The sequence below is a fragment of the Zoogloea oryzae genome (assembly GCF_030161255.1).
In the GTDB taxonomy this organism is placed as follows: domain Bacteria; phylum Pseudomonadota; class Gammaproteobacteria; order Burkholderiales; family Rhodocyclaceae; genus Zoogloea; species Zoogloea oryzae.
The window spans coordinates 24,352-49,937 of sequence record NZ_BSPX01000034.1 but is presented as its reverse complement, the minus strand read 5'-3'; the positions used below and the strand labels follow the sequence as shown (position 1 = coordinate 49,937).

Annotated in this window: 27 protein-coding genes; 11 read left to right on the top strand and 16 right to left on the bottom strand. The window is 68.5% G+C overall.

All coding sequences use genetic code 11. The features are described 5' to 3' along the window. Positions 1–2,218, bottom strand: a 2,218-nt coding sequence (locus QQK25_RS12340; RefSeq protein ID WP_284188202.1) for a penicillin-binding protein 1A, incomplete at its 3' end; no start/stop codon positions are given. Between the two features lie 364 nt (positions 2,219–2,582). Here QQK25_RS12340 and QQK25_RS12335 point away from each other — a divergent pair. Next, the gene (locus QQK25_RS12335) at positions 2,583–3,050 is read left to right on the top strand and encodes a hypothetical protein (protein ID WP_284188201.1); all 468 of its coding nucleotides are present in this window, start codon (positions 2,583–2,585) and stop codon (positions 3,048–3,050) included. 684 nt (positions 3,051–3,734) lie between these two features. Here the strand turns inward: QQK25_RS12335 and QQK25_RS12330 are convergent. The 6 genes from QQK25_RS12330 to QQK25_RS12305 all read right to left on the bottom strand — a co-directional run bounded on the left by QQK25_RS12330 (position 3,735) and on the right by QQK25_RS12305 (position 6,863). Next, positions 3,735–4,277: a ferritin-like domain-containing protein gene (locus QQK25_RS12330; protein ID WP_284188200.1), complete on the bottom strand. Its 543-nt coding sequence runs from the start codon at positions 4,275–4,277 to the stop codon at positions 3,735–3,737. 163 nt (positions 4,278–4,440) lie between these two features. Next, positions 4,441–4,854 (bottom strand): response regulator, encoded by a 414-nt coding sequence (locus QQK25_RS12325; protein ID WP_153162925.1) that lies wholly within the window; start codon positions 4,852–4,854, stop codon positions 4,441–4,443. Between the two features lie 263 nt (positions 4,855–5,117). Further along, a complete protein-coding gene (locus QQK25_RS12320) occupies positions 5,118–5,366 on the bottom strand; it encodes a hypothetical protein (RefSeq protein ID WP_284188199.1) in 249 nt (82 codons plus the stop codon). A gap of 25 nt (positions 5,367–5,391) precedes the next feature. Beyond that, positions 5,392–6,039 (bottom strand): YiaD family glycine zipper/OmpA-like lipoprotein, encoded by a 648-nt coding sequence (locus tag QQK25_RS12315; RefSeq protein ID WP_153162927.1) that lies wholly within the window; start codon positions 6,037–6,039, stop codon positions 5,392–5,394. A gap of 80 nt (positions 6,040–6,119) precedes the next feature. Beyond that, positions 6,120–6,449, bottom strand: coding sequence for an ElaB/YgaM/YqjD family protein (locus QQK25_RS12310; protein ID WP_284188198.1), 330 nt, complete (start codon positions 6,447–6,449; stop codon positions 6,120–6,122). Positions 6,450–6,524: 75 nt separating this feature from the next. Further along, a complete protein-coding gene (locus tag QQK25_RS12305) occupies positions 6,525–6,863 on the bottom strand; it encodes a BON domain-containing protein (protein ID WP_153162929.1) in 339 nt (112 codons plus the stop codon). Positions 6,864–7,185: 322 nt separating this feature from the next. Here QQK25_RS12305 and QQK25_RS12300 point away from each other — a divergent pair, with 322 nt between their 5' ends. Then, the gene (locus QQK25_RS12300) at positions 7,186–9,096 is read left to right on the top strand and encodes an AsmA family protein (protein WP_284188197.1); all 1,911 of its coding nucleotides are present in this window, start codon (positions 7,186–7,188) and stop codon (positions 9,094–9,096) included. A gap of 99 nt (positions 9,097–9,195) precedes the next feature. On the opposite strand, the gene QQK25_RS12295 is transcribed toward QQK25_RS12300, so the two are convergent. The 5 genes from QQK25_RS12295 to QQK25_RS12275 form a co-directional block, all read right to left on the bottom strand. Further along, entirely contained in the window at positions 9,196–9,363 is a 168-nt protein-coding gene (locus QQK25_RS12295) for a DUF1328 domain-containing protein (protein WP_284188196.1), read from the bottom strand. A gap of 41 nt (positions 9,364–9,404) precedes the next feature. Continuing rightward, complete coding sequence (locus tag QQK25_RS12290) at positions 9,405–9,608, bottom strand: CsbD family protein (protein WP_153163245.1); 204 nt, start codon at positions 9,606–9,608, stop codon at positions 9,405–9,407. 247 nt (positions 9,609–9,855) lie between these two features. Continuing rightward, positions 9,856–11,601, bottom strand: coding sequence for an ABC transporter ATP-binding protein/permease (locus tag QQK25_RS12285; RefSeq protein WP_284188195.1), 1,746 nt, complete (start codon positions 11,599–11,601; stop codon positions 9,856–9,858). 51 nt (positions 11,602–11,652) lie between these two features. Beyond that, positions 11,653–12,744: a zinc-binding metallopeptidase family protein gene (locus QQK25_RS12280; protein ID WP_284188194.1), complete on the bottom strand. Its 1,092-nt coding sequence runs from the start codon at positions 12,742–12,744 to the stop codon at positions 11,653–11,655. A 21-nt stretch (positions 12,745–12,765) separates the two neighbouring features. Then, positions 12,766–13,497, bottom strand: coding sequence for a Crp/Fnr family transcriptional regulator (locus QQK25_RS12275; protein ID WP_284188193.1), 732 nt, complete (start codon positions 13,495–13,497; stop codon positions 12,766–12,768). 153 nt (positions 13,498–13,650) lie between these two features. Between QQK25_RS12275 and QQK25_RS12270 the strand changes: the two genes are divergently transcribed. The 3 genes from QQK25_RS12270 (at position 13,651) to QQK25_RS12260 (ending at position 16,612) form a co-directional block, all read left to right on the top strand. Then, positions 13,651–14,049 (top strand): BLUF domain-containing protein, encoded by a 399-nt coding sequence (locus QQK25_RS12270; RefSeq protein ID WP_284188192.1) that lies wholly within the window; start codon positions 13,651–13,653, stop codon positions 14,047–14,049. Between the two features lie 257 nt (positions 14,050–14,306). Further along, positions 14,307–15,215, top strand: a complete 909-nt coding sequence (locus QQK25_RS12265; protein ID WP_284188191.1) for a YihY/virulence factor BrkB family protein — start codon at positions 14,307–14,309, stop codon at positions 15,213–15,215. Beyond that, on the top strand, positions 15,212–16,612 hold the full coding sequence (locus QQK25_RS12260) for a dihydrolipoyl dehydrogenase (protein ID WP_284188190.1): 1,401 nt from the start codon (positions 15,212–15,214) through the stop codon (positions 16,610–16,612). Before QQK25_RS12265 ends, QQK25_RS12260 begins: the two co-directional genes overlap by 4 nt. 1 nt (position 16,613) lies before the next feature. On the opposite strand, the gene QQK25_RS12255 is transcribed toward QQK25_RS12260, so the two are convergent. Then, complete coding sequence (locus QQK25_RS12255) at positions 16,614–17,645, bottom strand: zinc-dependent alcohol dehydrogenase family protein (RefSeq protein WP_284188189.1); 1,032 nt, start codon at positions 17,643–17,645, stop codon at positions 16,614–16,616. A 202-nt stretch (positions 17,646–17,847) separates the two neighbouring features. Between QQK25_RS12255 and QQK25_RS12250 the strand changes: the two genes are divergently transcribed. From QQK25_RS12250 to QQK25_RS12235, 4 genes are all read left to right on the top strand, one after another. Next, complete coding sequence (locus QQK25_RS12250) at positions 17,848–19,062, top strand: RtcB family protein (protein WP_284188188.1); 1,215 nt, start codon at positions 17,848–17,850, stop codon at positions 19,060–19,062. 156 nt (positions 19,063–19,218) lie between these two features. After that, positions 19,219–19,401, top strand: a complete 183-nt coding sequence (locus QQK25_RS12245; RefSeq protein WP_153163253.1) for a hypothetical protein — start codon at positions 19,219–19,221, stop codon at positions 19,399–19,401. Positions 19,402–19,426: 25 nt separating this feature from the next. Next, a complete protein-coding gene (locus tag QQK25_RS12240) occupies positions 19,427–19,594 on the top strand; it encodes a DUF1328 domain-containing protein (protein ID WP_284188187.1) in 168 nt (55 codons plus the stop codon). 95 nt (positions 19,595–19,689) lie between these two features. Next, complete coding sequence (locus QQK25_RS12235; protein ID WP_284188186.1) at positions 19,690–21,126, top strand: sensor histidine kinase; 1,437 nt, start codon at positions 19,690–19,692, stop codon at positions 21,124–21,126. Here the strand turns inward: QQK25_RS12235 and QQK25_RS12230 are convergent. Next, positions 21,100–21,735 carry a response regulator gene (locus tag QQK25_RS12230; RefSeq protein ID WP_284188185.1) on the bottom strand — a complete coding sequence of 212 codons (636 nt, stop codon included), beginning with the start codon at positions 21,733–21,735 and terminating at the stop codon, positions 21,100–21,102. The two genes, QQK25_RS12235 and QQK25_RS12230, sit on opposite strands and share 27 nt — an antisense overlap. A gap of 227 nt (positions 21,736–21,962) precedes the next feature. Between QQK25_RS12230 and QQK25_RS12225 the strand changes: the two genes are divergently transcribed. Together QQK25_RS12225 and QQK25_RS12220 are read left to right on the top strand one after the other, a co-directional pair. Next, the gene (locus tag QQK25_RS12225) at positions 21,963–22,391 is read left to right on the top strand and encodes a PRC-barrel domain-containing protein (protein WP_284188184.1); all 429 of its coding nucleotides are present in this window, start codon (positions 21,963–21,965) and stop codon (positions 22,389–22,391) included. An 11-nt stretch (positions 22,392–22,402) separates the two neighbouring features. Further along, positions 22,403–23,593 carry a DUF2252 family protein gene (locus tag QQK25_RS12220; protein WP_284188183.1) on the top strand — a complete coding sequence of 397 codons (1,191 nt, stop codon included), beginning with the start codon at positions 22,403–22,405 and terminating at the stop codon, positions 23,591–23,593. Here QQK25_RS12220 and QQK25_RS12215 read toward each other — a convergent pair. Further along, positions 23,583–24,410, bottom strand: coding sequence for a metallophosphoesterase family protein (locus QQK25_RS12215; protein WP_284188182.1), 828 nt, complete (start codon positions 24,408–24,410; stop codon positions 23,583–23,585). The two genes, QQK25_RS12220 and QQK25_RS12215, sit on opposite strands and share 11 nt — an antisense overlap. Then, on the bottom strand, positions 24,407–25,375 hold the full coding sequence (locus tag QQK25_RS12210; protein ID WP_284188181.1) for a diacylglycerol/lipid kinase family protein: 969 nt from the start codon (positions 25,373–25,375) through the stop codon (positions 24,407–24,409). Before QQK25_RS12210 ends, QQK25_RS12215 begins: the two co-directional genes overlap by 4 nt. Between the last annotated feature and the right edge of the window lie 211 nt (positions 25,376–25,586).

The following is a 25,586-nucleotide window of genomic DNA, read 5'->3' as shown; positions in this document are numbered from 1 at the left end:
CCGGCGGCGGCGCATCCGGCCGGGCCGCACGGCGGCTGCGGCGGGGTTCGGGGGGCGGCGCCTCGGGCTCGGCGCTGGCGAAGAGCCCGGTCACCCAGTTCCAGCCGCGCCGGAACAAGCCCGGCGTCTCCTTCGACACGAAGCGCGCCTTGCCATCCACCAGCCGGTTGCGCAGGGCGTAGTGGAAGGCGTCGCCCACGATGGGCAGCGCGCTCTTGGCGCCCTGGCCCCAGTAGTCGCTGCGCAGGGTGATCCGGTTGTCGTTGAAGCCGACCCACGCGCCGCCCACCAGCTGCGGGTGCATCAGGATGAACCAGCCGTCGGTGTTGTCCTGGGTGGTGCCGGTCTTGCCGGCGAGGTCGGCGGAGAGCCCGAACTGGTTGCGGATCGCCACGCCGGTGCCCCGGTCCACCACGCCGCGCATCACGTCGAGCAGCGTCCACGCCGCGGCAGGGTCGAGGGCCTTCTCGGGCGCGGCCGGGGCAAACTCGGCCAGCACGTTTCCATCCCGGTCCTCGATGCGGGCCACGAACATCGGCTCGCGGTATTCGCCGCCGCTGGCGATGGTGGTGTAGGCGGCGACCATCTCGCGCAGCGTCACCGGGCTGGTGCCCAGGGCCAGGGACGGCACCGCCTCCAGCGGGCTCTGGCGCACGCCCATGGCGCGGGCGAGCTTGGCCACCCGGTCGGCGCCCACCTTTTCCACCAGCTGGGCGGTGATGCGGTTGCGGGAATACACCAGCCCGTCGCGCAGCGTCATGGGTTTGCCGCTGGGGGGCGCCTCGTCGGTGGGCTGCCAGCGCTCGCCGTTGGGCAGCACGATGTCCACCGGCTGGTCGATCAGGGTGTCGTCGGGGCGCATGCCCTTGTCGAAGGCCGCGCCATACACGAAGGGCTTGAAGGTGGAGCCGGGCTGGCGGCGGGCCTGCTGGACGTGGTCGAAAGGGTCCTGCACGAAATCCCGGCTGCCCACCCAGGCGCGCACCTGCCCGCCCCGCGGGTCGATGGCGACGAAGCCCACCTGCACGCGGGTCTTGTCGCGACGCAGGGCGTCGATGAAGGCCTTGTCGGCGGCAAGGCGGGCCTCGACATCCTCCGGCGTCTGGCCGGCGGCCACGGCGGCGCGGAATTCCTTCGATTCGCGGATGAATGCCGACACCAGCTCGGGGCTGCCGGCCCAACCCTTGCGCCCGGCCCAGGCCTGATCGGCCAGCCCCTGCAGCTGGTTGCCGCGGCGGATCACCGCCTGGGTGGCCTGGGCCTGCAGGCGCGCGTCGATGGTGGTGCGCACCACCAGCCCGTCGGCGTAGATGTTGTAGTCGTTGCGGTCGGCCCAGCCGATCAGCCACTTGCGCACCTGCTGGGCAAAGTGGGGGGCCGGGCCCGGGGCTTCCAGCTGGCGCTCGAAGTCGATGCGCAGGGGCTTTTTCTGGAGGGCGTCCAGCCGCGCCTCGTCGAGCTTGCCGCGCTTCACCATCTGGGCCAGCACGGTGTTGCGGCGGGCCACGGCACGCTCGGGGTTGATCACCGGGTTGTAGTAGCTGTTGCCCTTGAGCATGCCCACCAGGGTGGCGGCCTCCAGCACATCCAGCCTGCGGGCGGGCTTGTCGAAGTAGGTGCGCGCCGCCATCTCGATGCCCCAGGCGTTGTAGAGGAAGGGCACGGTGTTGAGGTAGGTCTCGAGGATCTCGTCCTTCGAATACACCGCCTCGATCTTCAGTGCGGTGATCGCCTCCTTCAGCTTGCGGTTGATGGAGCGGGCGCGCCCCACTTCATCGGGAAACAGGTTGCGGGCGAGCTGCTGGGTGAGCGTCGAGCCGCCCTGCTTGTCGCCCGAGAAGGTGCGCAGCATGGCGCCGCCCAGGCGGTAAAAGTCGATGCCGTGGTGCTCATAAAAGCGGTGGTCCTCGGTGGCGATCAACGCCGCCGTCACCTGCGGCGAGATGTCCGCCAGCCCCACCCATTCCCGGTTGGCCCACTTGAACACCGCCAGCTCCTTGCCATCCGCCGACAGCACCCGCGCCGGCTGCTCCACCTTGGCCTTGCGGATGTCGCCGATGCCCGGCGTGAAGGGGATCAGCACCAGCACATAGGCCACGAAAGCCAGCACCACGCCCAGCGCCCCCCGTCGCAGCTCGCGCCCCGTAGGCCGACGCAGGCGCGCCAGCAGCGGACGAAGACGGTCGAGGGTGCGCAGCAAGGCGGGCGGAAGCGACATCGGGTGATTGGTGAGACGGGGGAAGGCGGGTTTTTAACACATCCGGGCGCCCGCTTCCGCCCCCTCGGCGCCAGCGCGGGGCTGACACCGCCCCTGGGACGATTCCACCAGAACCCAATGGCGTGGCGATCAGCGCCCTCACGCACGCCACGGCGGCGTATTCGGCCAGCGCATCACGCCGGCCCCTGCGCACCCGGATGTCGTCACCCGTGAGCGCCGAACGTCCGGTGAGACGGCACCGACCGAGGGCACCCCAGCCCACTCCAAAATCATCTGATTGGGATATCATCGCACCCCTTAAATGACATGAAGCTAAAACCTTCGTCATCCAGACCGCTTTTCATCCACACCCAGGAGACATCAGATGAATCAAAACCTCGTATCCCTCGAATTCAGCCCGGCCGAACTCGACGCCATTGACGGCGCCCTGGCGGTGCTTGAAGCCAAGCTCGACCGGCTCATCGTGCTCAGCCCCGAGCAGCGCCACCAGGCCCTCAAGATGGGCGACAAATCCGAGGCCTTCTGCCGCCAGACCGAGATGGTGCTGCGCCAGAACCCCGGCATGGTGCCGGGCGATTTCTCGCTGGAGGAATACCGCCTCGATCTGGCCGCCCTCGACGCCCTGCGCCCCCGCCTGCAGCGCCTGCGCACCCTCACCGACCGCGCTGACGACACCGAACTGGCCCTGGGCAGCGACATCATGAGCGCCGCCCTCGACGGCTACCGCTTCGCCAAGATCGCCGGCAAGGGCACCGCGCTGGATTCCCTCAAGGAAGCCATGCAGATCCGCCTCTCCCGCAAGCCCCGCGACGCGGGCAAACCGGAGGCCTGATCGCCGCCCGCAGCCGGTGCCTCGCCCACCGGCGGGGCAGCCCCGGTGGCCCGGGGCAGGCGCTCAATCCACCGCCGGTCCTGCTCCGGGACCGGCGCTCCCATCCCCAGGCCCGGCCCGACCTTCCCCAAGCCCCGGCCGGCCATCCCAAAGCCCCAGATCTGGCACTCCAGGAATGGACACCTCACTCCCAAAGCCCCAGGCGAGAGACTTTAGGACACCGCCCCGGTGTCGCCCGGATAGGGCACGTCACTCTAAAAGCCCCGGGGTTTGGTCTTTTTGCCCCACGCGAGGGACAAAAAGACCGGGGTCGCCTATCCGGACGACAGACCCCCTGTATCCCGAAGCACCAGACCTGGGACTTTCCGCCCCAAGCGCGGGACTCCGGGCATGGTGCGCCTATCCGGGAGAGGGTCGCGAGTATCCCGGAGATAGTCGCGAGGGGCGCTGGGATAGGCGCCAGGGGCCTGGAGACAGGCGCGAGACATCAATCGCATCGCACGCGGGCAACGCCTCCTCCCGCCCCTCACGCTCCCCCACCACCCACCCTGTAGGTCGGACTTCAGTCCGACATCGGGGCTTGGGCGGGTGTTTGTGTCGGACTGAAGTCCGACCTACAGATGGAGCGCTGGGACAGGCCATGGAAGCCGCCCCCGCAGCACAGCCGCAGGCAGGCCGCAGCGATCATTCGAGCAGGTCGGCCAGCTCGTCGGCGTGTTCTTCCTCGGTGGCGAGGATGCCTTCGAGCATCGATCGGGTGGTGGAATCCTTGTCGCCGAAGAAGCGGATCAGCTCGCGATAGCTTTCGATGGCGATGCGTTCGGCGACGAGGTTCTCGCGGATCATCTGCTTGAGGTCGTCACAGGCGACGTATTCGGCGTGGCTGCGCTCGGTGAGGCCGGCCGGGTCCATCATCGGGGTGCCGCCCAGCTGGACGATGCGCTTGGCGAGCAGATCGGCGTGGGCCAGCTCTTCGTTGGAATGCACCAGAAACTCGGCGGCGATGGGCTCGGAGTGGATGCCGGTGGCGGCGATGGCGTGCTGGCGGTAGCGCAGCACGCACACCAGTTCGGTGGCGAGGGCGTTGTTGAGCAGGTGGATGGCCTGGTCCGGGTCGAGCTCGTAGTCGGGCGTGAGGGCGCCGTCTTCGATCTGCTTGCGGGCGCGGGCGCGCAGGGTCTTCACGTCGGTGAGGAAGGCGGAATCGCCGGGGGTTGCCTTGGCCATGACATTCTCCTGATGGGTTGGGGATCGGAGACGGTCCGGCGGGGCCTTGCGGCATCCACCACCGTCATGCATCCATGATGGGCCGGCGGCAGGTGCTTCGATGTCGGAGAGGACAGCAGCGCGATGTCGGACGAATCCTATCGGCGTGGCGGCGGGGGCCTGTTCAGGCGAGGGCAAGGGCGTGCGCGCCGGCCTCGCCCTCGATGAAACTGAGCAGCTCGTCCATCTGGAAGGACTTGTCGAAGAAGGCCGCAGCGCCGAGCATCCGGCACTTGGCCTGGACCACGGCGTGGGAGTGGTTCGAGAACACCACCGTACGCGGGGTGCCGAAGCGCTCGGGGGTGGCGTGCAGGGCGGCGAGCAGGCCCATGCCGGTGCCGTTGCGAAGTTCGAGATCCACGATGACGAGGTGGGGTCGTTCGCGCTTGAGCACGAGCAGTCCATCGACTTCACTGTCGGCCGTGCCGACGATTTCGACATGTTCGATCCCACCGAGCATGGCTGTGAGCAAGTCACGCAATACGGCCGAATCTTCGATCAAGACCACCCGGAGGGGTGTGGGGGCTTGGGCATCCATGGCAGCGTCTTCCTGAGTTCTATCCGTCTGAAGCGGCGCGTTGCGCATCCGCCTGGGGATGCGCCGCACCCTGTTTCCTCATTTGTAGTTTAGTGAATGCTGATTTTCCGATTCGTCAGGGGATGGCCGAAGTTGGCGTAGGTGAGGTCTTACGCGCCAAGAAAAAGCAGCCCACGAAGGAGCTGCCGGCCCGGGAGATGGAGCACAGGGAGAGGGCTGGTCGATGATCGGACGAGGACGAGCGTCGCCCCCAGCCGGGTCGATCAACGACTGCCTCGGGGCGGGGTTGGACAGGGGCTGGCGACATGCCACGCCACCGGACCGATCATCCGGTGCAGGCGCGCGGTGTCGGCGGCGCAGCGCTGCTCGCCGGAATGACCGAAGACCACGTTCGAGAAGAGCATGCCGACGCTGAGGAGGACGGTGCCGACGAAGGACAGGGCAACCGTCCAGTCCCATTGTCCGGGGGGCGCCCAGGCGGGCTCCCCTGGATGAAGGCTGACGCCACGCATGATTCGACCCCTCCTGCCTGCGGGCTTACTTGCCCGGCTCACCCACGAAGATCTCGATCCGGCGGTTCTTCGCCCGGCCCGCTTCGGTGGCATTGCTGGCGATCGGTTCCTGCTCGCCGCGCCCCGTGACGCCCACGCGCGACGCGGCAACGCCACGGTCCACGAGGAAATCCCGGGCGCTCATGGCGCGGTCCAGCGACAGGGGGCGATTCACGGCCTCGCCGCCGGTGCTGTCGGTGTGGCCGACGATGCGGATGGCGGTCGCCGGGTTGTCCTTCAAGGTCTGGGCGAAACGGGCGAGGATCGGACGCATGTCGGGCTTGATGTCGCTGCGGCCCACGTCGAAGGAGATGTCGCTGGGAATCTCCAACTTGAGCTGGTCGTCGGCGGTGCGGCTGATCTCGACGCCGGTGCCGGCGGTGGCCTGGCTCATGGCCTGGCGCTGGGCCTCCATGCGTTGCGACCACACATAGCCGCCGAGGGCGCCCAGGCCTGCCCCGATGGCCGCATCGCGCCCCACCTTGTCACTGCCGGTGGCCTTGCCGATGAGGGCGCCGCCCACTGCGCCACCCACGGCGCCCAGGCCGGCGTTGCGCTGGGTATCGGTCATCGTCGTGCAGGCGCCCAGTCCGAGGACCAGGGCCAGCGCCAGGGGAAGGGTTCGGTGCTTCATCGTGGGGCTCCTGTTGTTGTCTTGGTGCACCGGCCCGACAGCTGCCGGGGCCGGTGCCTGAGGGTCTTGCACGACCCGGTTCAGCGGCGGCGGGTGAGCACGGCGCCGAGCAGCAGGCCGACTGTGCCGATGATCGCGGCGGCGCGCCACGGGTTGCTGCCGATGTAGCGCTCGGCCGCGTCCTTCGAGTGGTGGGCGTCGCGGCGCAGCACGCCGGCCGCATCCTTGGCCGCCGAGCGCAGGTTGTCGATCAGGCTGGAGGCGGCATCGCGGGTGGCGTCGGCGGCGGCGTCCACCTGGCGGCGGACACCCGGGATTGCGTCGCGGGCGTTGTCCTGAAGCTCGCTCGCAACCTGGCGCAGGCTGCCCGGGGTGGAGGTGCTGGCGGGGGTGGATTCGATGGTGTTCATGACAATCTCCTGTCGGTTTTTCTGGGGGCAGCAGGCCCGCCGCTGGCGACATTGCCGGGCGGGCTCAGGTCACGATCAGTTGGCGCGGACGATGATGTCGTTCTTCACCGACTTCACGCCGGGCACCGTCTTGGCGATCTCTTCGGCACGCGCCTTCTCGGTGTTGGACGGGGTGAAGCCGGAGAGCTGGACGACACCGTTCTTGGTTTCGACGCCGATCGCCGTCACCCGGACCGACTTGTCTTCGGCATGCTTGGCCTTGATGTTCGCGGTGATCGAGGCGTCATCGACATACTGCGCGGCGGCAGATTTGTCGGTCTTCTCGGCGTGCATCTTGTCAGCGGCATACACCGAGGAGGCGGTGGCGAGGGCCAGCAGGCTGGCAACGAGGATTCGGGTAACGGGCTGTTTCATGGCGTTCTCCTGAAGTTCTGGGGTTTGAGGAAACTCGTCTGTCGTTTGAAGGCTGACGTCCGCGTTTCCATGGCTTCACTTTATGCGTGGGCCGGGGGCCGATATGTCCGACAAGCGCCGAATGCAATGTAGGAATCGACCGTCGGCGGCGTGGGAGGGGCGCGGGGGCGGCGCGGCACGTCAGCCGCGCCAGGCCCGCCGGATGGCGGGTTGTGCCGTGTCATACTGAAGGAGGATTCCGACAACGGGCTCGTCCGGCACCGACACCGGTGCCGGACGGACGTGCATAAGATGTGAGCTGTATACGTCTGGTACCACCGCCATGCCCTCATCCGCCTCCCCTTCCACGCGCCGCCGACGACGCCTGCGCACCGCCGCGGCGACCCTCGCCGTCATTGGGCTCGGCGTCGCCCTGTTCGACTGGAACCTGCTGCGCCGGCCGATCGAGCACATCGTGAGCGGCCGCCTGGAGCGGACTTTCCGGATCACCGGGCCGCTGTCGGTCCGGCCGTGGAGCCTGCACCCGAGCTTCAGCGCCGACGGGCTGTCGGTGGCGAATGTCACCGGGGGCAAGGCGCCCCATCTGGCTGCCGTCGGGCGGCTGAGTTTCTCCGTCGACCTGCGCGCCCTGCTGCGGGGCGAGTGGATGCTGGACGGCATCGAGCTGGACGGTGCCAACATCCACCTTGAAGAAGACGCCGACGGCAAAGGCAACTGGCTGCTCGGCAAGGACTCAGGCGGCAGCGCACCCGTGCTGCGCCTGGGCACGATCCGCATCCGCGACAGCGTGCTCTCCGCCCGTCTGCCCTCGCGACGGACCGACGTGCAGTTGCGCGTCGCCAGCGACGACACGGGCGGCGCGCTGCGCTTCAGCGCCACCGGGCGCTGGCAGGGCGAGGCCCTCGACATCCGGGGCAAGGCAGGGAGCGTCGAGGGCTATCTCGATGGCGCCAGGCCCTATCCGGTGGAGGCCAGCGGCAACATCGGCGCCACCCGTTTCAGCGTGGCCGGCAGCGCCGCAAACCTGCCGGACCTCGACGGGCTGGACATCCGTTTCACCCTCGCCGGCCCAAGCCTCGCGCCGCTCTATGCCCTGACCGGTGTGCCGCTGCCCGCCACCCCGCCCTATCGGCTCGCCGGGCACCTGATGCACAGCGGCCAGCGCTGGCAGTTCGACGAGCTGGACGGCCTGGTCGGGTCGAGCGATCTGCGTGGCACCTTCCAGGTCGATCGCAGCACCCGGCCCCAGCGGCTGGAGGGACGCCTGCGCTCGCGCCGCCTGGATCTGTCGGATCTGTCGGGCTTCATCGGCGCCCGCGCCACGTCGGGGCAGGAGATTGCGCCACGGCCGGGCAAGGTGCTGCCGTCCCGCGCCCTTGGCTTCGAGAAGATCGCGGCGGCCAATGTGGATGTGGATTTCGCCATCGACGACATCCGCAACACCGGCCTGCCCCTGGAGGCGGCGGAAGGCCATCTGCGCATCGATGACCGTCGCGTCACCCTGGCGCCCCTGCGGCTGGGGCTGGCCAAGGGCAAGGTGGATGGGCGGCTGGAACTCGACGCCCGCAGTCAGCCTGCCAAGGCCGTGCTGGATGTGCGCGCCACCCGGCTGCAGCTGCGCGAACTGATGCCTGGCACCGAATCGCGCAACTTCACGTCGGGGCTCCTGGGCGGCCAGGCGAAACTCGCCATGCGGGGGCAGTCGGTGGCCGAGCTGCTGGGCAGCGCCGACGGCGAGGTGGCGGTGGCGATGACCGGCGGCAGCACCAACCGCCTGCTGGTGCGGCTGGCCAATCTGGACGTGGCCAATGCCTTGCTCACCTGGCTGTCGGGAGGCCAGAAGGAGGACATCCGCTGCCTGGTGGGCGACATGACGGCCAGCGGCGGCGTGCTCAAGCCGCGCACCCTCGTGCTCGACACGACCCGCAGCCGGGTGATCGGCCAGGGCACGATCAGCCTGCGCGACGAGCAGTTCGACCTGCATCTGCGGACGGAACCGAAGGACGGCAGCCTGCTGGCCCTGCGCGGGCCCTTGTATCTCGGCGGCAGCTTTGCCGCGCCGGTGGTCCGGCCGGAACCGATCCCCCTGGGGTCGCGGATCGCCGGGGCGGTGGCGCTGGGGCTGATCTCCCCGCCCCTGGCCCTGCTTGCCCTCATCGAGACCGGCGGCGCGGAAGACACGCCGTGCGCCGCCCTCCTCGCCCACCGCCGGGAGACGCCTGCCAAGCCCTGAGTTTTGCCCTGGCCGCCCGCGCGGAAACCCGCCGGGCACGCAAGAAGCCGGGGGCAGACCTTTCGATCTGCCCCCGACTTTCCTCGGCTGGCGGCGGGCTTACCCCTTACCGCGAGCGCCGTTGAAGATGAAACTCACGATGGCGAGGATCAGGAAGATGAAGAAGAGGGTCTTCGCGATTCCCACCGCACCCGCGGCGATCCCGCCAAAACCGAAAACGGCGGCGATCAGCGCGATCACGAAGAAGACGACGGCGTAGTGCAGCATGGCGGTTCTCCTGGGTTGGGGTTGGGTTCAGGGCGCGACGATCAGGCGTCGAACTTCTTTTCCCATTCCTTGACGTGCTTTTCGGCCTCGTCCTTGGTGATGCCGTAGCGTTCCTGGATCTTGCCGGCCAGCGCTTCGCGCTTGCCTTCGATCACGTCGATGTCGTCGTCGGTGAGCTTGCCCCACTGTTCCTTGAGCTTGCCCTTGAGTTGCTTCCAGTTGCCTTCGATGATGTCGCGGTTCATGGTGCTTCTCCTTTTCGGGTTGATCTGCGATCCGGGCTGAGGCCCTGTTTCGCGGTGATGCAGTGGTTTCTGCATGGTTCTACTTTAGCGGTGCGCATTTTTCCGGGCAGTCGGCCCCATCCGAATGGAATGTGAGAATGCGCTTACGGCCGTGTGGGAATCCTGAAAAAGGAAATGGCCTGCCCGATGCAGCACATCGGACAGGCCATCAGAGGGATCGGGTCGGCTTCGTTTGCGCCGCGACGGGTCAGACCACCACCACCGCCGGTGCCGGGGTATCGACGTCGTTCCGCCGCCTGAATTCGTCGGGCGTCAGCAGGCGCCAGCCGCCATCGCCGGTGAGTTCGAGCACTTGGGTGTGGTAGGTGAGCAGGGATTCCCGGTGGGCAATGCTCACGATGGTGGTGTTGCGCTCGCGCAGGCGACGGTAGAGCACGGCTTCGTTGGCGCTGTCGAGGGCGCTGGTGGCCTCGTCGAGAATCGCCACCCGGGGGTTGATGAGGAGGAGCCGGGCAAAGGCCAGCCGCTGCTGCTCGCCGATGGAGAGCACCCGCGACCAGTCGAGCTCCTGGTCGAGTCCGCCGCAGCGTTCGATCAGCCCGCCAAGCTGCACGGCCTCCAGCGCCTCGGCGAGGTGGGCGTCGTCCACATCCCGGTTTGGGCGCGGGTAGAGCAACTGGCTGCGCAGGCTGCCGATCTGCATGTAGGGCCGCTGGGGCAGGAACAGGGTGTCGATGTCGGGCGGACGCTGGATCTCGCCTTCGCCGCTGTTCCACAGGCCCGAGATCGCCCGCAGCAGCGAACTCTTGCCGCAGCCACTGGGGCCGACGATCAGCAGCCCGCCGCCGGTGGGCAGCTCGAAGTTGAGGTCGGTGACCAGGGTCTGCTCGCCCTGGGGCGTCTCGACGGTGACGTGGCGGGCCGCGAGGGTGCTGCCGTCGCTGCTGCGGATGCGGCGCTCGGACGGGCCGGCGCCCGGCTCCGATTCGAGCGCCCGGGCGAGGGTGTCGAGCCGGTCGATGCCGGCGGCAAACCGGCTGAGGCTCTCGAAGTTCTCGACGATCAACGAGACCGCACTGAGCACCACCGCAAACGCGCCGGCGGCCTGGATCGCGCGCCCGACCTCCACCTCGCCCGACAGCACGGCGTCGGCAATGATGATGCTCGGCAGGACGACGGTGAGCTGGCTGTAGGCCTGCTGGAAGAAGTTGAGACCGAACTGCTTGCGGATCAACCTGCGGTAGTTGGCATACGCCGCGGCGAACGTCCCCTTGATCTGCTGGAGCTCGGGCGCCTCGCCACCATAGAACGCGATGGATTCGGCGTTCTCGCGCACCCGCACGAGGCCGTAGCGCAGGTTGGCTTCGCGCCGCAGCTGCAGGAAGTTGAGCCGCATCAGCGGCATGCCGAACACGCCAACCGCAAGCGCGGTGCCGACGGTGGCGTAGGCCGCGAGGAAATACACCAGCTTCGGCGAGATCGACCACAGCACATGGCTGAAGGCCACCAGCTGCATCAGCGAGCCGATGACGATCAGCAGGAAGAAGAGCGACCGCTGGGTGAAGACGTTCACGTCCTCGGCGATGCGCTGGTCGGGGTTGTCGATCTCGTCGCTGATGCCCAGCCGGTAATACCGGCGCCGGGCGAAATAGCGGCCAAGGAGCCTGTAGGTGAGCCAGCGCCGCCAGTGGATGCCCATGTAGTCACGGGCGTAGTAGTACAAGGCGTGCACCGGCACGAAGACCGCCAGCACCAGCAGGCAGGTGCGGATCGCCGTCCAGAAGCGATCCCGGTCGCCACCCGCGAGGGCCGAGGTGAACTCGCCGGTCTGGGCGTTGAGCATCACCGCGAGGCGGGTTTCGGCCAGCATCAGCAGCACCAGCACGAGGAGCAGGCCCCACGCCCGGAGGCGCTGCTCGCCCCGCCAGTACGGCGAGGCGATGGCCCAGAAGCGGCGCCACAGATGCTGGGAAAACAGGGAGACGGGTTTCATCACATCCTCACGATCGGGCGCCGGCGGGCAATCAGGATTTGAGTCGGAGCATCATTCCCGTGGGTCGGAGGGCCAGTCGCGCCAGGCCACGCAGTGCGCGCTGCGCACCACCTCATCCACAAAGGTCAGCTTGTCGAGGACGGGGTCAGGCAGGACGAAGGGATAGACGTCGCCATGCCCCAGACTGCGGCTCATGCTGTTGAGAAAGCGCGAGAGCGGCAGCCACGCAAACGTCAGGCGCTCCCGGAAGGGCTTGCTGAAGGACTCGCCCGGGTCGGCGGCGGCCGGGCCCTCGGCTGAGCCGTCCAGGTGAAGCCCCCAGTGGTCGGCGGTATCCAGAGCGTCGACCACATGCAGGTAATGGGCCCAGGTTTCGGCCCAGTCTTCCCAGGGGTGGGACGCGGCATAGGCGCTGATGAAATGCGCTGGCCAGTCGGGGCGGGGGCCGTCCCTGTAGTGTGTCTCGAGCGCCTTTGCGTAGTCGGCGCGCTCATCGCCGAAAAGGGCGCGGTATGGCTCGAGCCAGCCGCCCTGAGCCACCAGCGCATCCCAGTAGTAGTGGCCGATCTCGTGGCGGAAGTGCCCAAGCAGGCTGCGGTAGGGCTCGCCCATCGCCGTCCGGCGTGCCTCGCGTTCGGCGTCGTCGGCCTCGGCAATGTTTACGGTGATGCAGCCGCTGTCGTGGCCGGTGAGCACCGGGTCGCCGCCTTCGACGGCCTCGAGAAACTGGAAGCGCAGGCCACGCTCCGGGTCCTCGGCGAGGCCCGGCCGATCCAGGCCCAGGGTATCGAGGGCGTAGTAGAGGCGCCGTTTGGCCGCCTCCAGGCGCGCCCAGTAAAGGCGGTTGTCGGGCTTCTCCAGGGTGGGGATCACCTCGGTCTGCCGGCAGCAGGAACACAGGGCCGCCGGGTCGTCGGCGGGCACCATCCAGTTGCAGACCTGCGGGCCGGCGTAGTTGGCGCAGGGCTTCCACTTACCTGTGACGCGTTTCCCAAGCGCCTTCCAGGGGCCTTCCGGCGCGGCTTCGAAGGCGGCCATGGCCGCCTCGGAGGGCAGGTAGCCGAGCGCCACCCCGCAGGCGGCGCAGGCGGTGTTCTCGAAATAGACCGGCTGGTCACATTGGCTGCATCGGAATGTCTTCATGGGGAGTGAGCATCTCGGTGATCAGATGAGGGGACGCGCCCGCAACGGCAAGGCGTAATAGTCTGCGAGCCGCTGCAGTGCTTCGACCTTGAGGATGCGCAGACGATTGGCAGAAAGTTCGTGCAGCCCGTAGGCGTGCAGACGCCGCAGCGACTTGTTGGTATGCACCAGGGACAGGCCCAGGGCATCCGCGATGTGTTGCTGGTTCAGGGGAAAATTGACGCCGGATTCATCCCCCTCGCCCACGCTGCGGGCGCGCTTGTAGAGATGGACCAGCAGCATGGCGATGCGCTCCATGGCGCTGCGCTGGCCAACGCCGAGCAGGTTCTCGTCGACGATCAGCTCCTCGTGGGCGCTGAGCCAGGTGAGGTCGTAGGCGAGCCCCGGAAAGCCACGGTAGAGATCCCACAGCTCGTCACGGGGGAAGACACACAGGCGCACGGGGGTGAGCGCTTCGACACCGTGGGGCACCTGGCCGGAGAGCTCCGCCTGGAGCCCGATGAAGTCGCCGGGGAGCAGGAAATTGAGGATCTGCCGGCGGCCGTCGGGCAGGCTGCGGAACCGGAATGCCCAGCCCGCCCGCAGGGTGAACAGCAGGCTGGAGGACTCGCCCTCCCGCAGGATCGCCTCGCCCGGCCCCAGGGTGGATTCCCGCCGGCGGAATTTCTCGATGAAGGCCAGCTCCGCATCGCTGACCTGCGTGAAGCCCCCCTGCGCCCGCAACGGGCACGCCGCACAAGACGTATCGCTCATGACTCCCCCCTGACAATCACACCCTTGTCCATTTCCTGGACAAGGTTCTGTACAGATCAGAAACACCGCTCAACCACAATGTCTTATGACGTACCCAGGATTCGCCAGACGCGCTAGATTTCCTCCGGACTCACTGCGCCGAACGATAATTCAATGGAAAACCTCTACCAGTACGCCTATCTCAGCTGCATCCGCCCTGAGGTCAGCCTCACCCGGGTGTACGAAATCGTTCAGGTTTCACGCAAGAACAACCGGAACGCGAACATCACCGGCATCCTGGTCTTCGACGGCTGGCGCTTTTTCCAGTACATCGAAGGGGCCGACGACACCGTGCTCGATCTGGTACGGAAACTTCGTCAGGATGAGCGCCATCATCAGTTCACCGAGCTGCTCTCCACGCCGTTTGCCGGCCCCCGTCTGTTCCGCAACTGGTCGATGGGTTACTCGGTCACGGCGGATGAGACGCTGCTCACTGCATTCACCCGGCTCACGCCGGGTGAGGTGGTTTTGCGGATTCCCGATCTCGTCGACAGCGTCGACCTCGAACCCTGACCAGTTTCCTCCTTCGGCACCGCCGCGTCCTGCTCCATTCGCCAGTCTGCCTGTCGTCATTTCAACCGGAGCGCACGCCCGAGGCTGTCGGACTGACGCGAGAACACGCGTAGGACAGCACCCACAGCCAGCGCGCCGCGCCAGACGAGTCCTACGCGGATGTCAGCGAGGCCCGCTGGCGTCGTCAGCCAATCCGCCCATAATGGCTGCGTGATGCCAACGCCTCCGCGTTGGTCGCTTCAGCAGGGTTGAGTGCCATGCCCCCTACCCGCTCCCCAACCGCGCCTGCGCGGCGGGCGTCGCGCCTCGCCACGCTACCCGCCGCCCTGTGGCCTGCGGCCAAGGTGTTTGTCGAGCGCGATGCGCCCCGGCACGGCGCGGCGCTGGCCTTCTATACGGTGTTCTCCCTCGCCCCGCTGCTGGTCGTCATCACGGCGGGGATTGCCGTACTGCTGGGCACCGCCACCGCCCGGAACGCCATCGGTGAGTACATCCAGCGCATGCTCGGCCCGGAGGAGGCCCTGGTGATCGCCGCGATGACCCGCAATGCGCTCGAACGGCTCCAGGCCAGCGGCGCCGCCGCGTGGCTGGCGATGGGCAGCACCTTGCTGGGGGCGAGCGTCACCTTCCTCGAACTCAAGGCGGCGCTGGCGTCGATCTGGGACGTGCGGCCCGTCGCCCGCTCGGCCACGTCGACCTTGATCGTCGGGCGCCTGAGCGGGCTCGCGCTGGCGCTCGGCGTGGGCTTCCTGCTGGGCGTGACCCTGCTCGCCGAGGCCGCGATGCACGCGGCGGTAGCGTGGCTTGGGAAAGACATGCCGGGGCTCGACATCGCCGCCGGGCTGGTGGACCTGACCCTCATGAATGCCTTCAGCGCCGCGTTGTTCGCGCTGCTCCTGGCGCGCCTCACACCGGGGCGGACGCGCTGGCTCGATGCGCTGCCAGCGGCACTGGTGGTCACGGTGCTGTTTGCCATCGGGCGTTACCTGATCGCCGCCTACCTCACCCACGCGGGTGTCGCCTCGGCCTACGGCGCCGCGGGCTCGCTGGCCGCCGTGCTGGTGTGGTGCTACGCGTCGGCGCAGATCTTCCTCTACGGCGCGTGCGTGTTGTACGTGCAGACCCGGCGGGACACCCCCGTCGCCCCACAGGAGCCCTCTCCATGAATTCTCTCAAGGTGGATGTCGCGATCATCGGCGCCGGTTCGGCCGGCATGAGCGCTTACAAGGCTGCCCGCAAGCACACCGACCGCGTGGTGGTGATCGAGCAAGGCCCGTACGGCACGACCTGCGCCCGCGTCGGCTGCATGCCCAGCAAGCTGCTGATCGCGGCCGCCGATCACGCCCACGCCGTGGCCACCGGCGAGCCCTTCGGCGTCACCGTCGCCGGCCTGAAGATCGACGGCGCGGCAGTGATGGCGCGGGTGCGCCGCGAGCGGGATCGCTTTGTCGGCTTCGTGCTCGACACGGTGGATGGCTGGCCCGACGCCCACAAGCTATCCGGGGCCGCCCGCTTCGAGGCGCCCGGCCAGCTGAGGGTGGCCGACACGTCCGTCGAAGCGGCACGCATCATCATCGCCACGGGCGCCACGCCCGCGGTGCCGGCCGGCTGGCGGGAGCGCCTGGGCGACCGGCTGGTGGTGAACGACGACGTGTTCGAGTGGGACGCCCTGCCCGAGTCGGTGGCTGTGGTCGGCACCGGCGTGGTTGGGCTGGAGCTGGCCCAGGCGCTGCACAGGCTCGGGGTGCGGGTGCGGCTGTTCGGTCGCAGCCAACGGGTCGGCCCGCTGACCGACCCGGCCCTGCAGGCCGCGGTTGCGGGCTGGATCAACGCGACCCTGCCCTACAGCGGCAATGTCGGCGAACCCGAGGTGGACCGCGACGGGGACGGCGTGGTCGTCACCTGGAAGGATGAGCGGGGCCACGGGCGCCGCGAACGCTTTGCCTTCGTGCTCGCCGCCGCCGGCCGCCGTCCTGCGCTTGCCGGGCTCCATCTCGACAAGGCGGGCATTCCGCTGGACGCGCGGGGCAGGCCGGCTTTCGATCCGGCCACCGGACAGATCGGCGACACGCCGGTGTTCATCGCCGGCGACGCGGACGACGATCGTCCCGTCCTCCACGAGGCAGCCGACGAAGGGCGCATCGCCGGCGACAACGCGGGCCGCTATCCCGACGTGCGCCCGGCGGCGCGTCGCACGCCCCTGACGATCGTGTTCACCGATCCCCAGATGGCCATCGCGGGCGCCAGCCACGCCAACCTCACCCGCAGCGGCGTGGCCTTCGCCCAGGGCGCAGCGTCCTTCGCCGACCAGGGTCGGGCCCGGACGATGGGCCGCAACCTGGGGGAGCTGCGGGTGTATGCCGGCAAGGCGGACGGCCGTCTGCTGGGGGCGGAACTGTTCGGGCCCGACGCCGAGCACCTCGCCCACCTGCTCGCCTGGGCCATCCAGCGCGGCGACACCGTGACGGACGCCCTCGCCGCGCCCTTCTACCATCCGGTGGTCGAAGAGGGGCTGCGCACCGCGCTGCAGAACCTCGCCAGGGCGCTGCGCGACGCGACCTGATTCAATCCATCGCCAGCACCGCCGCACCCTGCAGCGCGCCACGGCGGAGGGTGTCGAGCGCGAGGTTGGCATCGGCCAGCGCAAAGCGGGTCACCGCGGTGTGCACCGGCACGCGGGGGGCGAGGTCGAGGAAGTCGATGCCGTCCTGCCGCGTAAGGTTGGCCACCGAGCGGATCATCCGTTCGCCCCACAGGTCGGCGTACGGAAAAGCCGGGATGTCGCTCATGTGGATGCCGGCGCACACCACCACGCCGCCCTTCTCCAGATGCGTCAATGCGGCCGGCACCAGCGGGCCGGCGGGGGCGAAGATCAGCGCCGAATCGAGGCGCTCCGGCGGCCGCTGGCTGGCATCGCCCACCCACGCGGCGCCCAGCTGGCGGGCGAAATCCTGACTCTCCCCATCGCCCGGGCGGGTGAAGGCGTAGAAGGGCCGCTGCTGGTGGCGCAGCACCTGGGCCACGATGTGGGCCGCCGCACCAAAGCCGTAAATGCCGACCCGCTGCGTGTCCCCCGCCAGGCGCAGCGCCCGGTAGCCGATCAGACCGGCGCACAGCAGCGGGGCGAGCTCCAGCGCCGAGGGCAGCGCCGCGCTCTCCATCAGCGGAAAGCAGTAGCGGGCGTCGGCCACGGTGAATTCAGCGTAGCCACCGTCGATCTGGTAGCCGGTAAAGCGGGCGTGGTCGCACAGGTTCTCGCGGCCACTGGCACAGAAGTGGCAGGTGCCGCAGGTCCAGCCCAGCCAGGGCACGCCGATGCGCTGGCCGGGGGCGAAGCCGGCAACCCCGTCGCCAAGGCCCGCCACCCGGCCGACGATCTCGTGGCCGGGGATGATGGGCAGCGCCGGGTCGGGCAGCTCGCCATCCACCAGATGCAGGTCGGTGCGGCACACGCCGCAGGCCTCGACCTTCAGCAGCACCTGACCGGGGCCGGGCTGCGGGACGGGGCGGATCTCCGGCACCAGCGGCGCGCCCGGGCGGTGGAGGACCATCGCGCGCATGGTGGCGGGGAGGGTTTCAAAGGTGTCGGCGGTCATGGGAACGCTCCGGATTCGGTTCGGGCCCGCCGGCGGCGAGCTGCGCCAAACTGCGCACGCTGGCGAGGGCTTGGGGAATGGCGAGCGGGTGGATCTTCATCGGACCGATCGCGAACGAGCCACCACCTACTTTACGGCCGGAAGCGCCCCGCCAACCGGATCTGGATCAAGTTTGTGGCGGGCGATCGGCGATAATCCGCCCATGCCCACCCACGACATCCTCCCCGTTCCCGGCGGCGCGCCGATCCGGCTATGGACCCACGGCGTCCCCGTCGAGGACGACGCCCGCACGCAGCTGATGAACACCGCCCGGATGCCCTTCATTTTCCGGCATCTGGCGGTGATGCCGGACGTGCACCTGGGCAAGGGCTCGACCATCGGCAGCGTCATCCCCACCGTTGGCGCGATCATCCCGGCGGCGGTGGGCGTGGACATCGGCTGCGGCATGATGGCGGCGCGCACCTCGCTCACCGCGGCGGATCTGCCCGACAGCCTCCACGCCCTGCGCAGCGCCATCGAAGCCGCCGTGCCCCACGGCAAGACCTTCGGCCGCCGCGACACCGGCGCCTGGGACGAAGCCCCGGCAGCCGTCGACGCCGAATGGCGCCAGCTTGCCGGGCGTTTCGCGCGGATCACCGGCAAATACCCGAAGCTCGAACGCACCAACAACCGCCTGCACCTGGGCACCCTCGGCACCGGCAACCACTTCATCGAGGTGTGCCTCGACGAGGGCGGGCGGGTGTGGTTCATGCTGCATTCGGGCTCCCGCGGGGTGGGAAACGCCATCGGCAACCTGTTCATCGCGCTGGCCCAGGACGACATGCGCCAGCACATCGCCAACCTGCCCGACCGCGACCTGGCCTACTTCAGCGAGGGCAGCCGGCATTTCGACGACTACGTCGAGGCCGTCGGCTGGGCCCAAGATTTCGCCCGCCACAACCGCGCGCTGATGATGCAGGCGGTGGTCGCCGCCGCCCGGCGGATCATCCCCAAGCCCTTCGCCGCCGACGTGGAGGCGGTGAACTGCCACCACAACTATGTGCAGCGCGAGACCCACTTCGGGCGCGAGGTGCTCGTCACCCGCAAGGGCGCCGTCGCCGCCCACCGGGGCCAGCTGGGCATCATCCCCGGCTCGATGGGCGCGAAGAGCTTCATCGTCCGCGGCCTCGGCAACGAAGAGGCGTTCTGCTCGTGCAGCCACGGCGCCGGCCGCACCATGAGCCGCACCCAGGCGAAAAAACGCTTCAGCGTGGCCGATCAGGTGCGCGCCACCGAAGGCGTCGAGTGCCGCAAGGACGCCGGCGTGATCGACGAGATTCCCATGGCTTACAAGGACATCGACGCGGTGATGGCCGCCCAGGCCGATCTGGTGGAGATCGTCCACACCCTGCGCCAGGTGGTCTGCGTGAAGGGCTGAGACCTTCGTCCCACGCCCGCGTCGTAAGACGATTCCCACATCGCATTCGGCCCGCGCCGACGGCCCCGCATAGCACGTCAGCCTAAAGTGGAAGCATGCAGCGAGGGCCATGCATCCCGGCCAGACTGCCCCACCGGATCAGCACAGGAGCAGGCCATGAAGCGCGTCAACATCGAGTTCCCTACCCGTCCCGTCCGTGCCGCCCGCCGCGGTGAAGCCCGCAGCGGCTGGAACGAATGGATCGAGGACGAGATCGACATGCGCAAACTGCGCTCCGGCCGCAAGCTCGACAAGGTTCGCCGGTCGATCGCCAACCAGGCGAACGAAGCCCCGCGCTGATCCGCCAACACCCCGGGAGACCATCATGCTCCACTACGCCGTCGTGTTTTTCGTGATCGCCCTGATCGCCGCCGTGTTCGGTTTTGGCGGGATCGCCGCGGGCGCGGTCGAGATCGCCAAGATCCTGTTCTTCATCTTCATTGTGCTGGCCATCGCCAGCTTCCTCATCAACGCCTTGCGCGGCCGAAGCTGACGCGGCGACACCCCGGACCCGGCTGGCGCGGGCGGCCCTGCCCCGCCAACCATGCCGGCGTCTGGCAAGTCTGGCAGACTCCCGCCTAGCCTTCGATGCCGCCCCCGCCCATGCCGCCGTCCGACCGTCTTCCCCTCCGCCAGCAGATCACCCGGCTGCTACCGCACAAGCTGTGGTCCTACCTCCTCGTCACCACCGGCTGCCTGGCGGTGATCAGCCTGCTCGCCTTCGGCCGGCTCCATTCGGAGTTTGGCATCGAGGCCATGCGCAGCACCCAGGATTACAAGGCCCGGCTCGACCGAATCGACGCCCTGCTCGTTGCGGTGCTCAATGCCGAAACGGGGGTGCGAGGCTATCTGGTGTCCGGGCGCAACCCGGTTTACCTCGATTCCTATGAGTTGAGCGAGAAGGAGGTCGGCCCGCTGCTGGAGAAGATGAGCCAGGATTTCCCTGAAGGCAGCCCCGACCGCGCCGAGTTCGAGATGCTCCGCGGCCTGGTGGCGCTCAAGCGCTCGCTCCTCGACGAGTCCATCCGGTTAGGCCAGCCTCCGCCGCTGATCTCGCAGGGCGCGGGCGGACCGGGCAAGGCTTACATGGACCAGATCCGGACCTCGATCGACGCCCTCCGCGCGCGCCTGGAAGAGCGCAACCATCAGGTCGTCGAGGAATCGGTGCGGCGCCTCAGCAGCATCCAGCGCACGGTCACCGCGCTGGCGGCGGGGGCGCTGGGCCTCATCATCGCGCTGTTTGCCGTGCAGCAGCGGCAGGCCGCGCTGCGGGCGAGGATCGCCGAACTGCTCAAGCACGAGAACGACGTGCTCGAATCCACCGTCGTGCAGCGCACGCGGGAGCTGTCTGACCTGGCCAGCTACCTCACGGACAGCCGCGAAGCCGAGAAGGCCCGGCTGGCCCGGGAGATGCACGACGAGCTGGGCGCCCTGCTCACCGCCGCCAAGATGGACGCGAGCTGGCTGCTGCGCAGCCTGGGCGCCAACAGCAGCCCGGACATCCAGGCGCGCTTCCGCCGCCTGATCGACACCATCGGCTCCGGCATCACCATCAAGCGCCGCATCATCGACGACCTGCGCCCGCCGCTGCTGCAGGGGCTGGGACTGGTGGAGGCGCTGCGCGCCGTGTCGGACGATCTGCGCCACGAGTACGAACTCAAGCTCAACCTGCCCGACAAGGACATCCACTGCCCGGAGCAGCAGGCCCTCGCCGTCTTCCGCATCGTTCAGGAAGCCATCACCAACATCCGCAAGTATGCCAACGCCCACCACCTGGAGCTGGGGCTGGAGGTGAAGGGCAGCGACATCCACCTGTGGATCGCCGACGATGGCGATGGTTTCGACGTCGCCAGCCCCACCCTCAACCGGCACGGGCTGGCCGGGATGAAGCACCGGGTACAGATGTTCGAAGGCAACTTCTCGCTGATCTCAGCCCCCGGCAAGGGCACCCGCATCGACGCCCGGATGCCCCTGCTGGATGGCCCTCCACCACCCGAATCAGTCCACCATCAGCCCGTGGCGTAGGGCGTAGGCAGCCAGCTCGGCGTTGCTGCTCACGTCAATCTTCTCGAGCAGCCGCGAACGATAGGTGCTCACGGTCTTCACGCTGAGGTTGAGCAATTCGGCGATGCTCGACACGGATTCGCCCTTGGCAAGGCGCAGGAAGACCTGCAATTCGCGCTCGGACAGGCTCTCGTGGGGCAGCGAATTACCCGCTCCGGCCAGATCGTCGGCCATCAGCTCGGCCGTCCGTGCCGACACGTAGCGGCGGCCCTGGGCCACGGTGCGGATCGCCTTGATGAGCTCATCCCGCTCACAATCCTTGCACAGATAGCCATTGGCGCCGTTGCGGATCATCGGCAGCGCGTAGCGCTCCTCGGGAAAACCGCTCAGCACCAGCACCTTGAGGGATTCATAGCGCTGGCGCACCGCGCGCAGCACGTCCACCCCGCTCTGGCCGGGCAGCGAAAGGTCGAGCAGCAGGACGTCGCAAGGGGTCTCGCGCAGCTTCTGCATCGCCTCCTCGCCACTGGCGGCCTCGAATTCGACGCGAATCCCGAGCTCGTCAGAGAGCATCTCCCGGAAACCCGCCCGCACGATTTTGTGATCGTCCACGATGGCCAGACGCAGCATGAGAGTTCTCCACGATTCAATGATCAAATTGTATCGGACACCCACTGGGCCGGCCGTCTTCGCTGTCTGACATTGATGCAGGACTCGTCCTACATCCAACGCCAGAAACGTAGGACAACACCTACATCGCTATCGGCATTGAACGACTGGCTACCGGGTGTAAACGGGCAGATCATGGAAGCATCGTAGTCCTTCCGCCGACTACGCACGCACTATCGGGAGTCATCATGCACACGATCCGCCGCCTTCAGCGTCTCAGCCACAGCCCTGCCCTGCTGGGCCTGCTTTCGGGCTTGCTGATTGCCGCCTTCGCCGCAGGCGCGATCACCGCCCAGACCCTGTCCTCGGCCAAGCGCCCGTCGATCGAACTCGTCTCGGCCACCACCGGCGACAAGTCGGCATCGGCCATCGACAGCCACGCCATCGGGCGCGACGTCTACTCCATCCGCGGCACGCCCCTCGGACGCCTGACCGCCATCATCCGCGGCACCGACACCGGGAGCAGCTTTGCACTGATCTCCACCTACGATCGGGACGCCAGCCTCGCCGGGGAGATTGCCATTCCGGTGACCCAGCTCGACCTGCAGGGCGATCGCATCGTGCTCGGCAGCGGTGGCGGGCGCGACGATCCGGCACCGCAACGCTGGCTTCTCTGAGCGTTTCAGCCGTGCGTGCGGCGCCCAGGCCCCGCGATCGGCCGTCGCTGCTCAAGCAGCGGCGATGGAGCAAGATGGCCTGCTCGGCGCACGCCTACGTGCGTGGCAACACCGCGCGTTTCTATGACTGGCTGGAGGAAAGCAGCCAGGACGCGATCCCGGCCGGGCCGCCCGTCTGGATCTGCGGCGACTGCCATGTGGGCAACCTCGGCCCGGTGGTGGGTGCCGACGGGCGGATCCAGGTCGTGATCCGCGATCTCGATCAGGCGGTGATCGGCAACCCGGCCCATGACCTCATCCGCCTCGGCCTGTCCCTCGCCAGCGCCTGCCGCAGCGCCAACCTGCCGGGCGCCGTCAGCGTCAAGGTGGTCGATGCGCTGCTGGACGGCTATGCCCGCGCCTTCACCCGCCGCCCCCACCACAAGGACGCCCCCGAGACCATCAAGGCACTCCTCCGTGAGGCCATCGGGCGCAGCTGGAAGCAGCTGGTGCGCGAACACCTCACCCATACGCAGCCGCACATTCCCCTCGGCAAGCGCTTCTGGCCCCTCTCGAAGGCCGAGCGCCGTGCGATCGCCGCGCTGCTGTCGCCCGATGCCCTCGGCCCGCTCGCCGTGGGCCTGGGCATCGCCCGCCCCGACGACGCGGTACGGATGGCCGACGCCGCCTACTGGGTGAAGGGTTGCAGCAGTCTGGGGCGGCCCCGCTACGCGGTGTTGCTTGAAATCGACGAGGCAGGTGGCCACACCCGCCTGGCCATGCTCGACATCAAGGATGCACCGCCGGCGGCCGCGCCACGCACCACCTCCTCCGCCATGCCCCGGGATAACGCCGAGCGGGTCGTGGCGGCGGCGATGGCGCTCTCCCCCGCCCTCGGCGAGCGCATGGTCGCAGTGCGCCTGCTCGACCGCCCGATGGTGCTGCGCGAACTCGCGCCCCATGATCTCAAGATCGAGCCCGACCACATGCCGCCGGCCGCCATCGACGAGATCGGCGCCTACCTTGGGCGCATCGTCGGCGATGCCCACGCCCGGCAGATGTCGGCTGCGCAGCGCAAGGCCTGGCACGGCATCCTGCGCGCCTCCCGCAGCAGCCAGGTGGATGCGCCGTCATGGCTGTGGCAGGCCATCGTCGATGCCCTCGCCAGCCACGAACGGGGCTATCTGCAGCACTGCCGCAGGCACATCGCCCTTATCGGGTGATGACCGTCAGCACGCGATCGGAGAGATCGCGGGTGGCCGCCACACGGAAGGCCTGCCGTTCGCTGTCGTAATCCCGCTGTTCCAGCACGCGCCGGACCTCCCCGGCAAAGCGGTCGACCCGGATCACATTGACCGAATTCGGATGCCCGCCCCGGATGCGGTAAGACGTGGCGGTGCCCGCCACCGCCGTCCAGCAGGCGCCCGCTTCCGGGCCGTAACGCACGGCCAGTGGTCGGCACAGGGGCACATGCACATGGCCCGACAACACCAGATCAGCGCCTGCGCGCGCCCACGCTCGCACGGCCTCGGATGCGCCGTGGACGATGTCGCCCAGATCACCGGCGTCATGCACGTCGAGCGGATGGTGCACCACCACGATCCGCATGGGCGTCGGCCCCGCGCGGCGCAGCCGCTCCGCCACGGCCTCGATCTGCTCGGGCGACAGGCTGCCGTGCTTGTGGCGCCAGGCGCGCACGCTGTTCACCCCGGTCACGAACACATCGGGCAAGCGGCGTGAATCCTCCAGCGCCGAACCAAGACACTGCCGGTAGCCCTGGAAGGGATCGATCACCCGTTGAAGCACATTGAACAGCGGAATGTCGTGGTTACCCGGCACGACCAGCCGCGGCCCGGCTGGCAGCCGCGCCACGAACGCTGCGGCGGCGGCGAACTCTGCCGGAAGGGCGCGCTGGGTGACATCGCCCGACAGCACGATCAGATCGGGCTGGAGCTGCCACGCCAGGGCCAGCAGCGCCTCCACCACAGGCGGCTGCTCTGTGCCGAAATGGGTGTCGGATATCTGGAGGATGACGCTCATCCGCTCGCCTCGTCCTGCGGCGGATCGGGCGCCACCAGCCACAGGGGCTGCGATGCCACCTCGAACACCAGCGGGGTCCGCATCAGGTATTGCTCGCCGTCCATCGCAACCTTGACCTGACGCCTGCGCCACCACCCGCCCTGGGCCACCCGCAAGCGGCGAAAGACCAGCCGCTCGATCTCCTCGGCGTCGGCGAGGCGGCCGAGCGCCCCTTGCAGTGCCAGGCGGACCAGCCCAAGGCGGCCAACCGGGCGCAGTACCAGACCGACCAACTGCCCCTCATCCACCTCGCCGGCTTCCGGCAGGCCGATGTCGCTCAGCTGGAGGCGATTGTTGCCGACGAAAAGCGTCGAGGCGAGCAAGTGCTTGTCCACGTCGCCGGACTGGAGATGGAGGCGATGCAGACGATGCCGGCCCAGCAAGGTCAGCAGCGCGGCGCCCCAGGCGGCCGGGCGGCTACGGCCCCACTGCTGCTTGAAGGACTCGCGGTCTTCCAGCAGTTGGGGATACAGCCCGAGACTGGCATTGACCAGGAAGATCCGCTCATTCACCCGCCCCACCTGGATCGGCCTCAGGCGGCCGCCCAGCACGGCGTGGATGGCCGCCTCGGGTTCGGTCGGAAAGCCATTGTTGCGGCCGAAGTAATTGAACGTCCCGCCGGGGATCACCGAGTAGGCGGCCCCCACCTCGAGGGCGGCCGCGGCCACCGTGTTGAGCGTACCGTCGCCCCCCACCGCCACCAGCAGGCCATTGCGGTCCCGAGCCTGCCCCGCCGCTTGCCGAGCCGTCTGCTCGAGTTCTTCGGCGTGGGTCACGAGCCGCACACTCACCTGATGCCCGCGGGCGCTCACCGTGTCGCGGATCAACGCGGCGATCGCGTCGCCCTCCTGCCGGCCGGAGGCGGCGTTGACCACCACCAGCCACGGCGCGTCGGCATCAAGACGGGGCGCGTCGGCCATCCCCATGACTCAAACTCGCCCCGTCGCTGGGCGCCCGGCTGCGGATGGGGTGGGCTGGCAGGGCAAGGCACGCATCGGTCGGTTCCTGGTTGAGCCCCCGCGGAAACCGCGGGGGACGCCCAAAGCTTAGCCCCGGCTGCCCTGGCAGGAATGTGGGCGGACCGCCCGAGGCGCTGTAGGACGTAGCCGACAGACAGACGGCGCGCGTGGCGCTAAC

Excerpts from the sequence above, each read along its gene's own strand:
- QQK25_RS12335 (WP_284188201.1), top strand. The coding sequence starts at position 2,583 with ATGAATCAAAACCTCGTATCCCTCGAATTCAGCCCGGCCGAACTCGAC.
- QQK25_RS12330 (WP_284188200.1), bottom strand. The coding sequence starts at position 4,277 with ATGGCCAAGGCAACCCCCGGCGATTCCGCCTTCCTCACCGACGTGAAG.
- QQK25_RS12325 (WP_153162925.1), bottom strand. The coding sequence starts at position 4,854 with ATGGATGCCCAAGCCCCCACACCCCTCCGGGTGGTCTTGATCGAAGAT.
- QQK25_RS12320 (WP_284188199.1), bottom strand. The coding sequence starts at position 5,366 with ATGCGTGGCGTCAGCCTTCATCCAGGGGAGCCCGCCTGGGCGCCCCCC.
- QQK25_RS12315 (WP_153162927.1), bottom strand. The coding sequence starts at position 6,039 with ATGAAGCACCGAACCCTTCCCCTGGCGCTGGCCCTGGTCCTCGGACTG.
- QQK25_RS12310 (WP_284188198.1), bottom strand. The coding sequence starts at position 6,449 with ATGAACACCATCGAATCCACCCCCGCCAGCACCTCCACCCCGGGCAGC.
- QQK25_RS12305 (WP_153162929.1), bottom strand. The coding sequence starts at position 6,863 with ATGAAACAGCCCGTTACCCGAATCCTCGTTGCCAGCCTGCTGGCCCTC.
- QQK25_RS12300 (WP_284188197.1), top strand. The coding sequence starts at position 7,186 with ATGCCCTCATCCGCCTCCCCTTCCACGCGCCGCCGACGACGCCTGCGC.
- QQK25_RS12295 (WP_284188196.1), bottom strand. The coding sequence starts at position 9,363 with ATGCTGCACTACGCCGTCGTCTTCTTCGTGATCGCGCTGATCGCCGCC.
- QQK25_RS12290 (WP_153163245.1), bottom strand. The coding sequence starts at position 9,608 with ATGAACCGCGACATCATCGAAGGCAACTGGAAGCAACTCAAGGGCAAG.
- QQK25_RS12285 (WP_284188195.1), bottom strand. The coding sequence starts at position 11,601 with ATGAAACCCGTCTCCCTGTTTTCCCAGCATCTGTGGCGCCGCTTCTGG.
- QQK25_RS12280 (WP_284188194.1), bottom strand. The coding sequence starts at position 12,744 with ATGAAGACATTCCGATGCAGCCAATGTGACCAGCCGGTCTATTTCGAG.
- QQK25_RS12275 (WP_284188193.1), bottom strand. The coding sequence starts at position 13,497 with ATGAGCGATACGTCTTGTGCGGCGTGCCCGTTGCGGGCGCAGGGGGGC.
- QQK25_RS12270 (WP_284188192.1), top strand. The coding sequence starts at position 13,651 with ATGGAAAACCTCTACCAGTACGCCTATCTCAGCTGCATCCGCCCTGAG.
- QQK25_RS12265 (WP_284188191.1), top strand. The coding sequence starts at position 14,307 with ATGCCCCCTACCCGCTCCCCAACCGCGCCTGCGCGGCGGGCGTCGCGC.
- QQK25_RS12260 (WP_284188190.1), top strand. The coding sequence starts at position 15,212 with ATGAATTCTCTCAAGGTGGATGTCGCGATCATCGGCGCCGGTTCGGCC.
- QQK25_RS12255 (WP_284188189.1), bottom strand. The coding sequence starts at position 17,645 with ATGACCGCCGACACCTTTGAAACCCTCCCCGCCACCATGCGCGCGATG.
- QQK25_RS12250 (WP_284188188.1), top strand. The coding sequence starts at position 17,848 with ATGCCCACCCACGACATCCTCCCCGTTCCCGGCGGCGCGCCGATCCGG.
- QQK25_RS12245 (WP_153163253.1), top strand. The coding sequence starts at position 19,219 with ATGAAGCGCGTCAACATCGAGTTCCCTACCCGTCCCGTCCGTGCCGCC.
- QQK25_RS12240 (WP_284188187.1), top strand. The coding sequence starts at position 19,427 with ATGCTCCACTACGCCGTCGTGTTTTTCGTGATCGCCCTGATCGCCGCC.
- QQK25_RS12235 (WP_284188186.1), top strand. The coding sequence starts at position 19,690 with ATGCCGCCCCCGCCCATGCCGCCGTCCGACCGTCTTCCCCTCCGCCAG.
- QQK25_RS12230 (WP_284188185.1), bottom strand. The coding sequence starts at position 21,735 with ATGCTGCGTCTGGCCATCGTGGACGATCACAAAATCGTGCGGGCGGGT.
- QQK25_RS12225 (WP_284188184.1), top strand. The coding sequence starts at position 21,963 with ATGCACACGATCCGCCGCCTTCAGCGTCTCAGCCACAGCCCTGCCCTG.
- QQK25_RS12215 (WP_284188182.1), bottom strand. The coding sequence starts at position 24,410 with ATGAGCGTCATCCTCCAGATATCCGACACCCATTTCGGCACAGAGCAG.
- QQK25_RS12210 (WP_284188181.1), bottom strand. The coding sequence starts at position 25,375 with ATGGGGATGGCCGACGCGCCCCGTCTTGATGCCGACGCGCCGTGGCTG.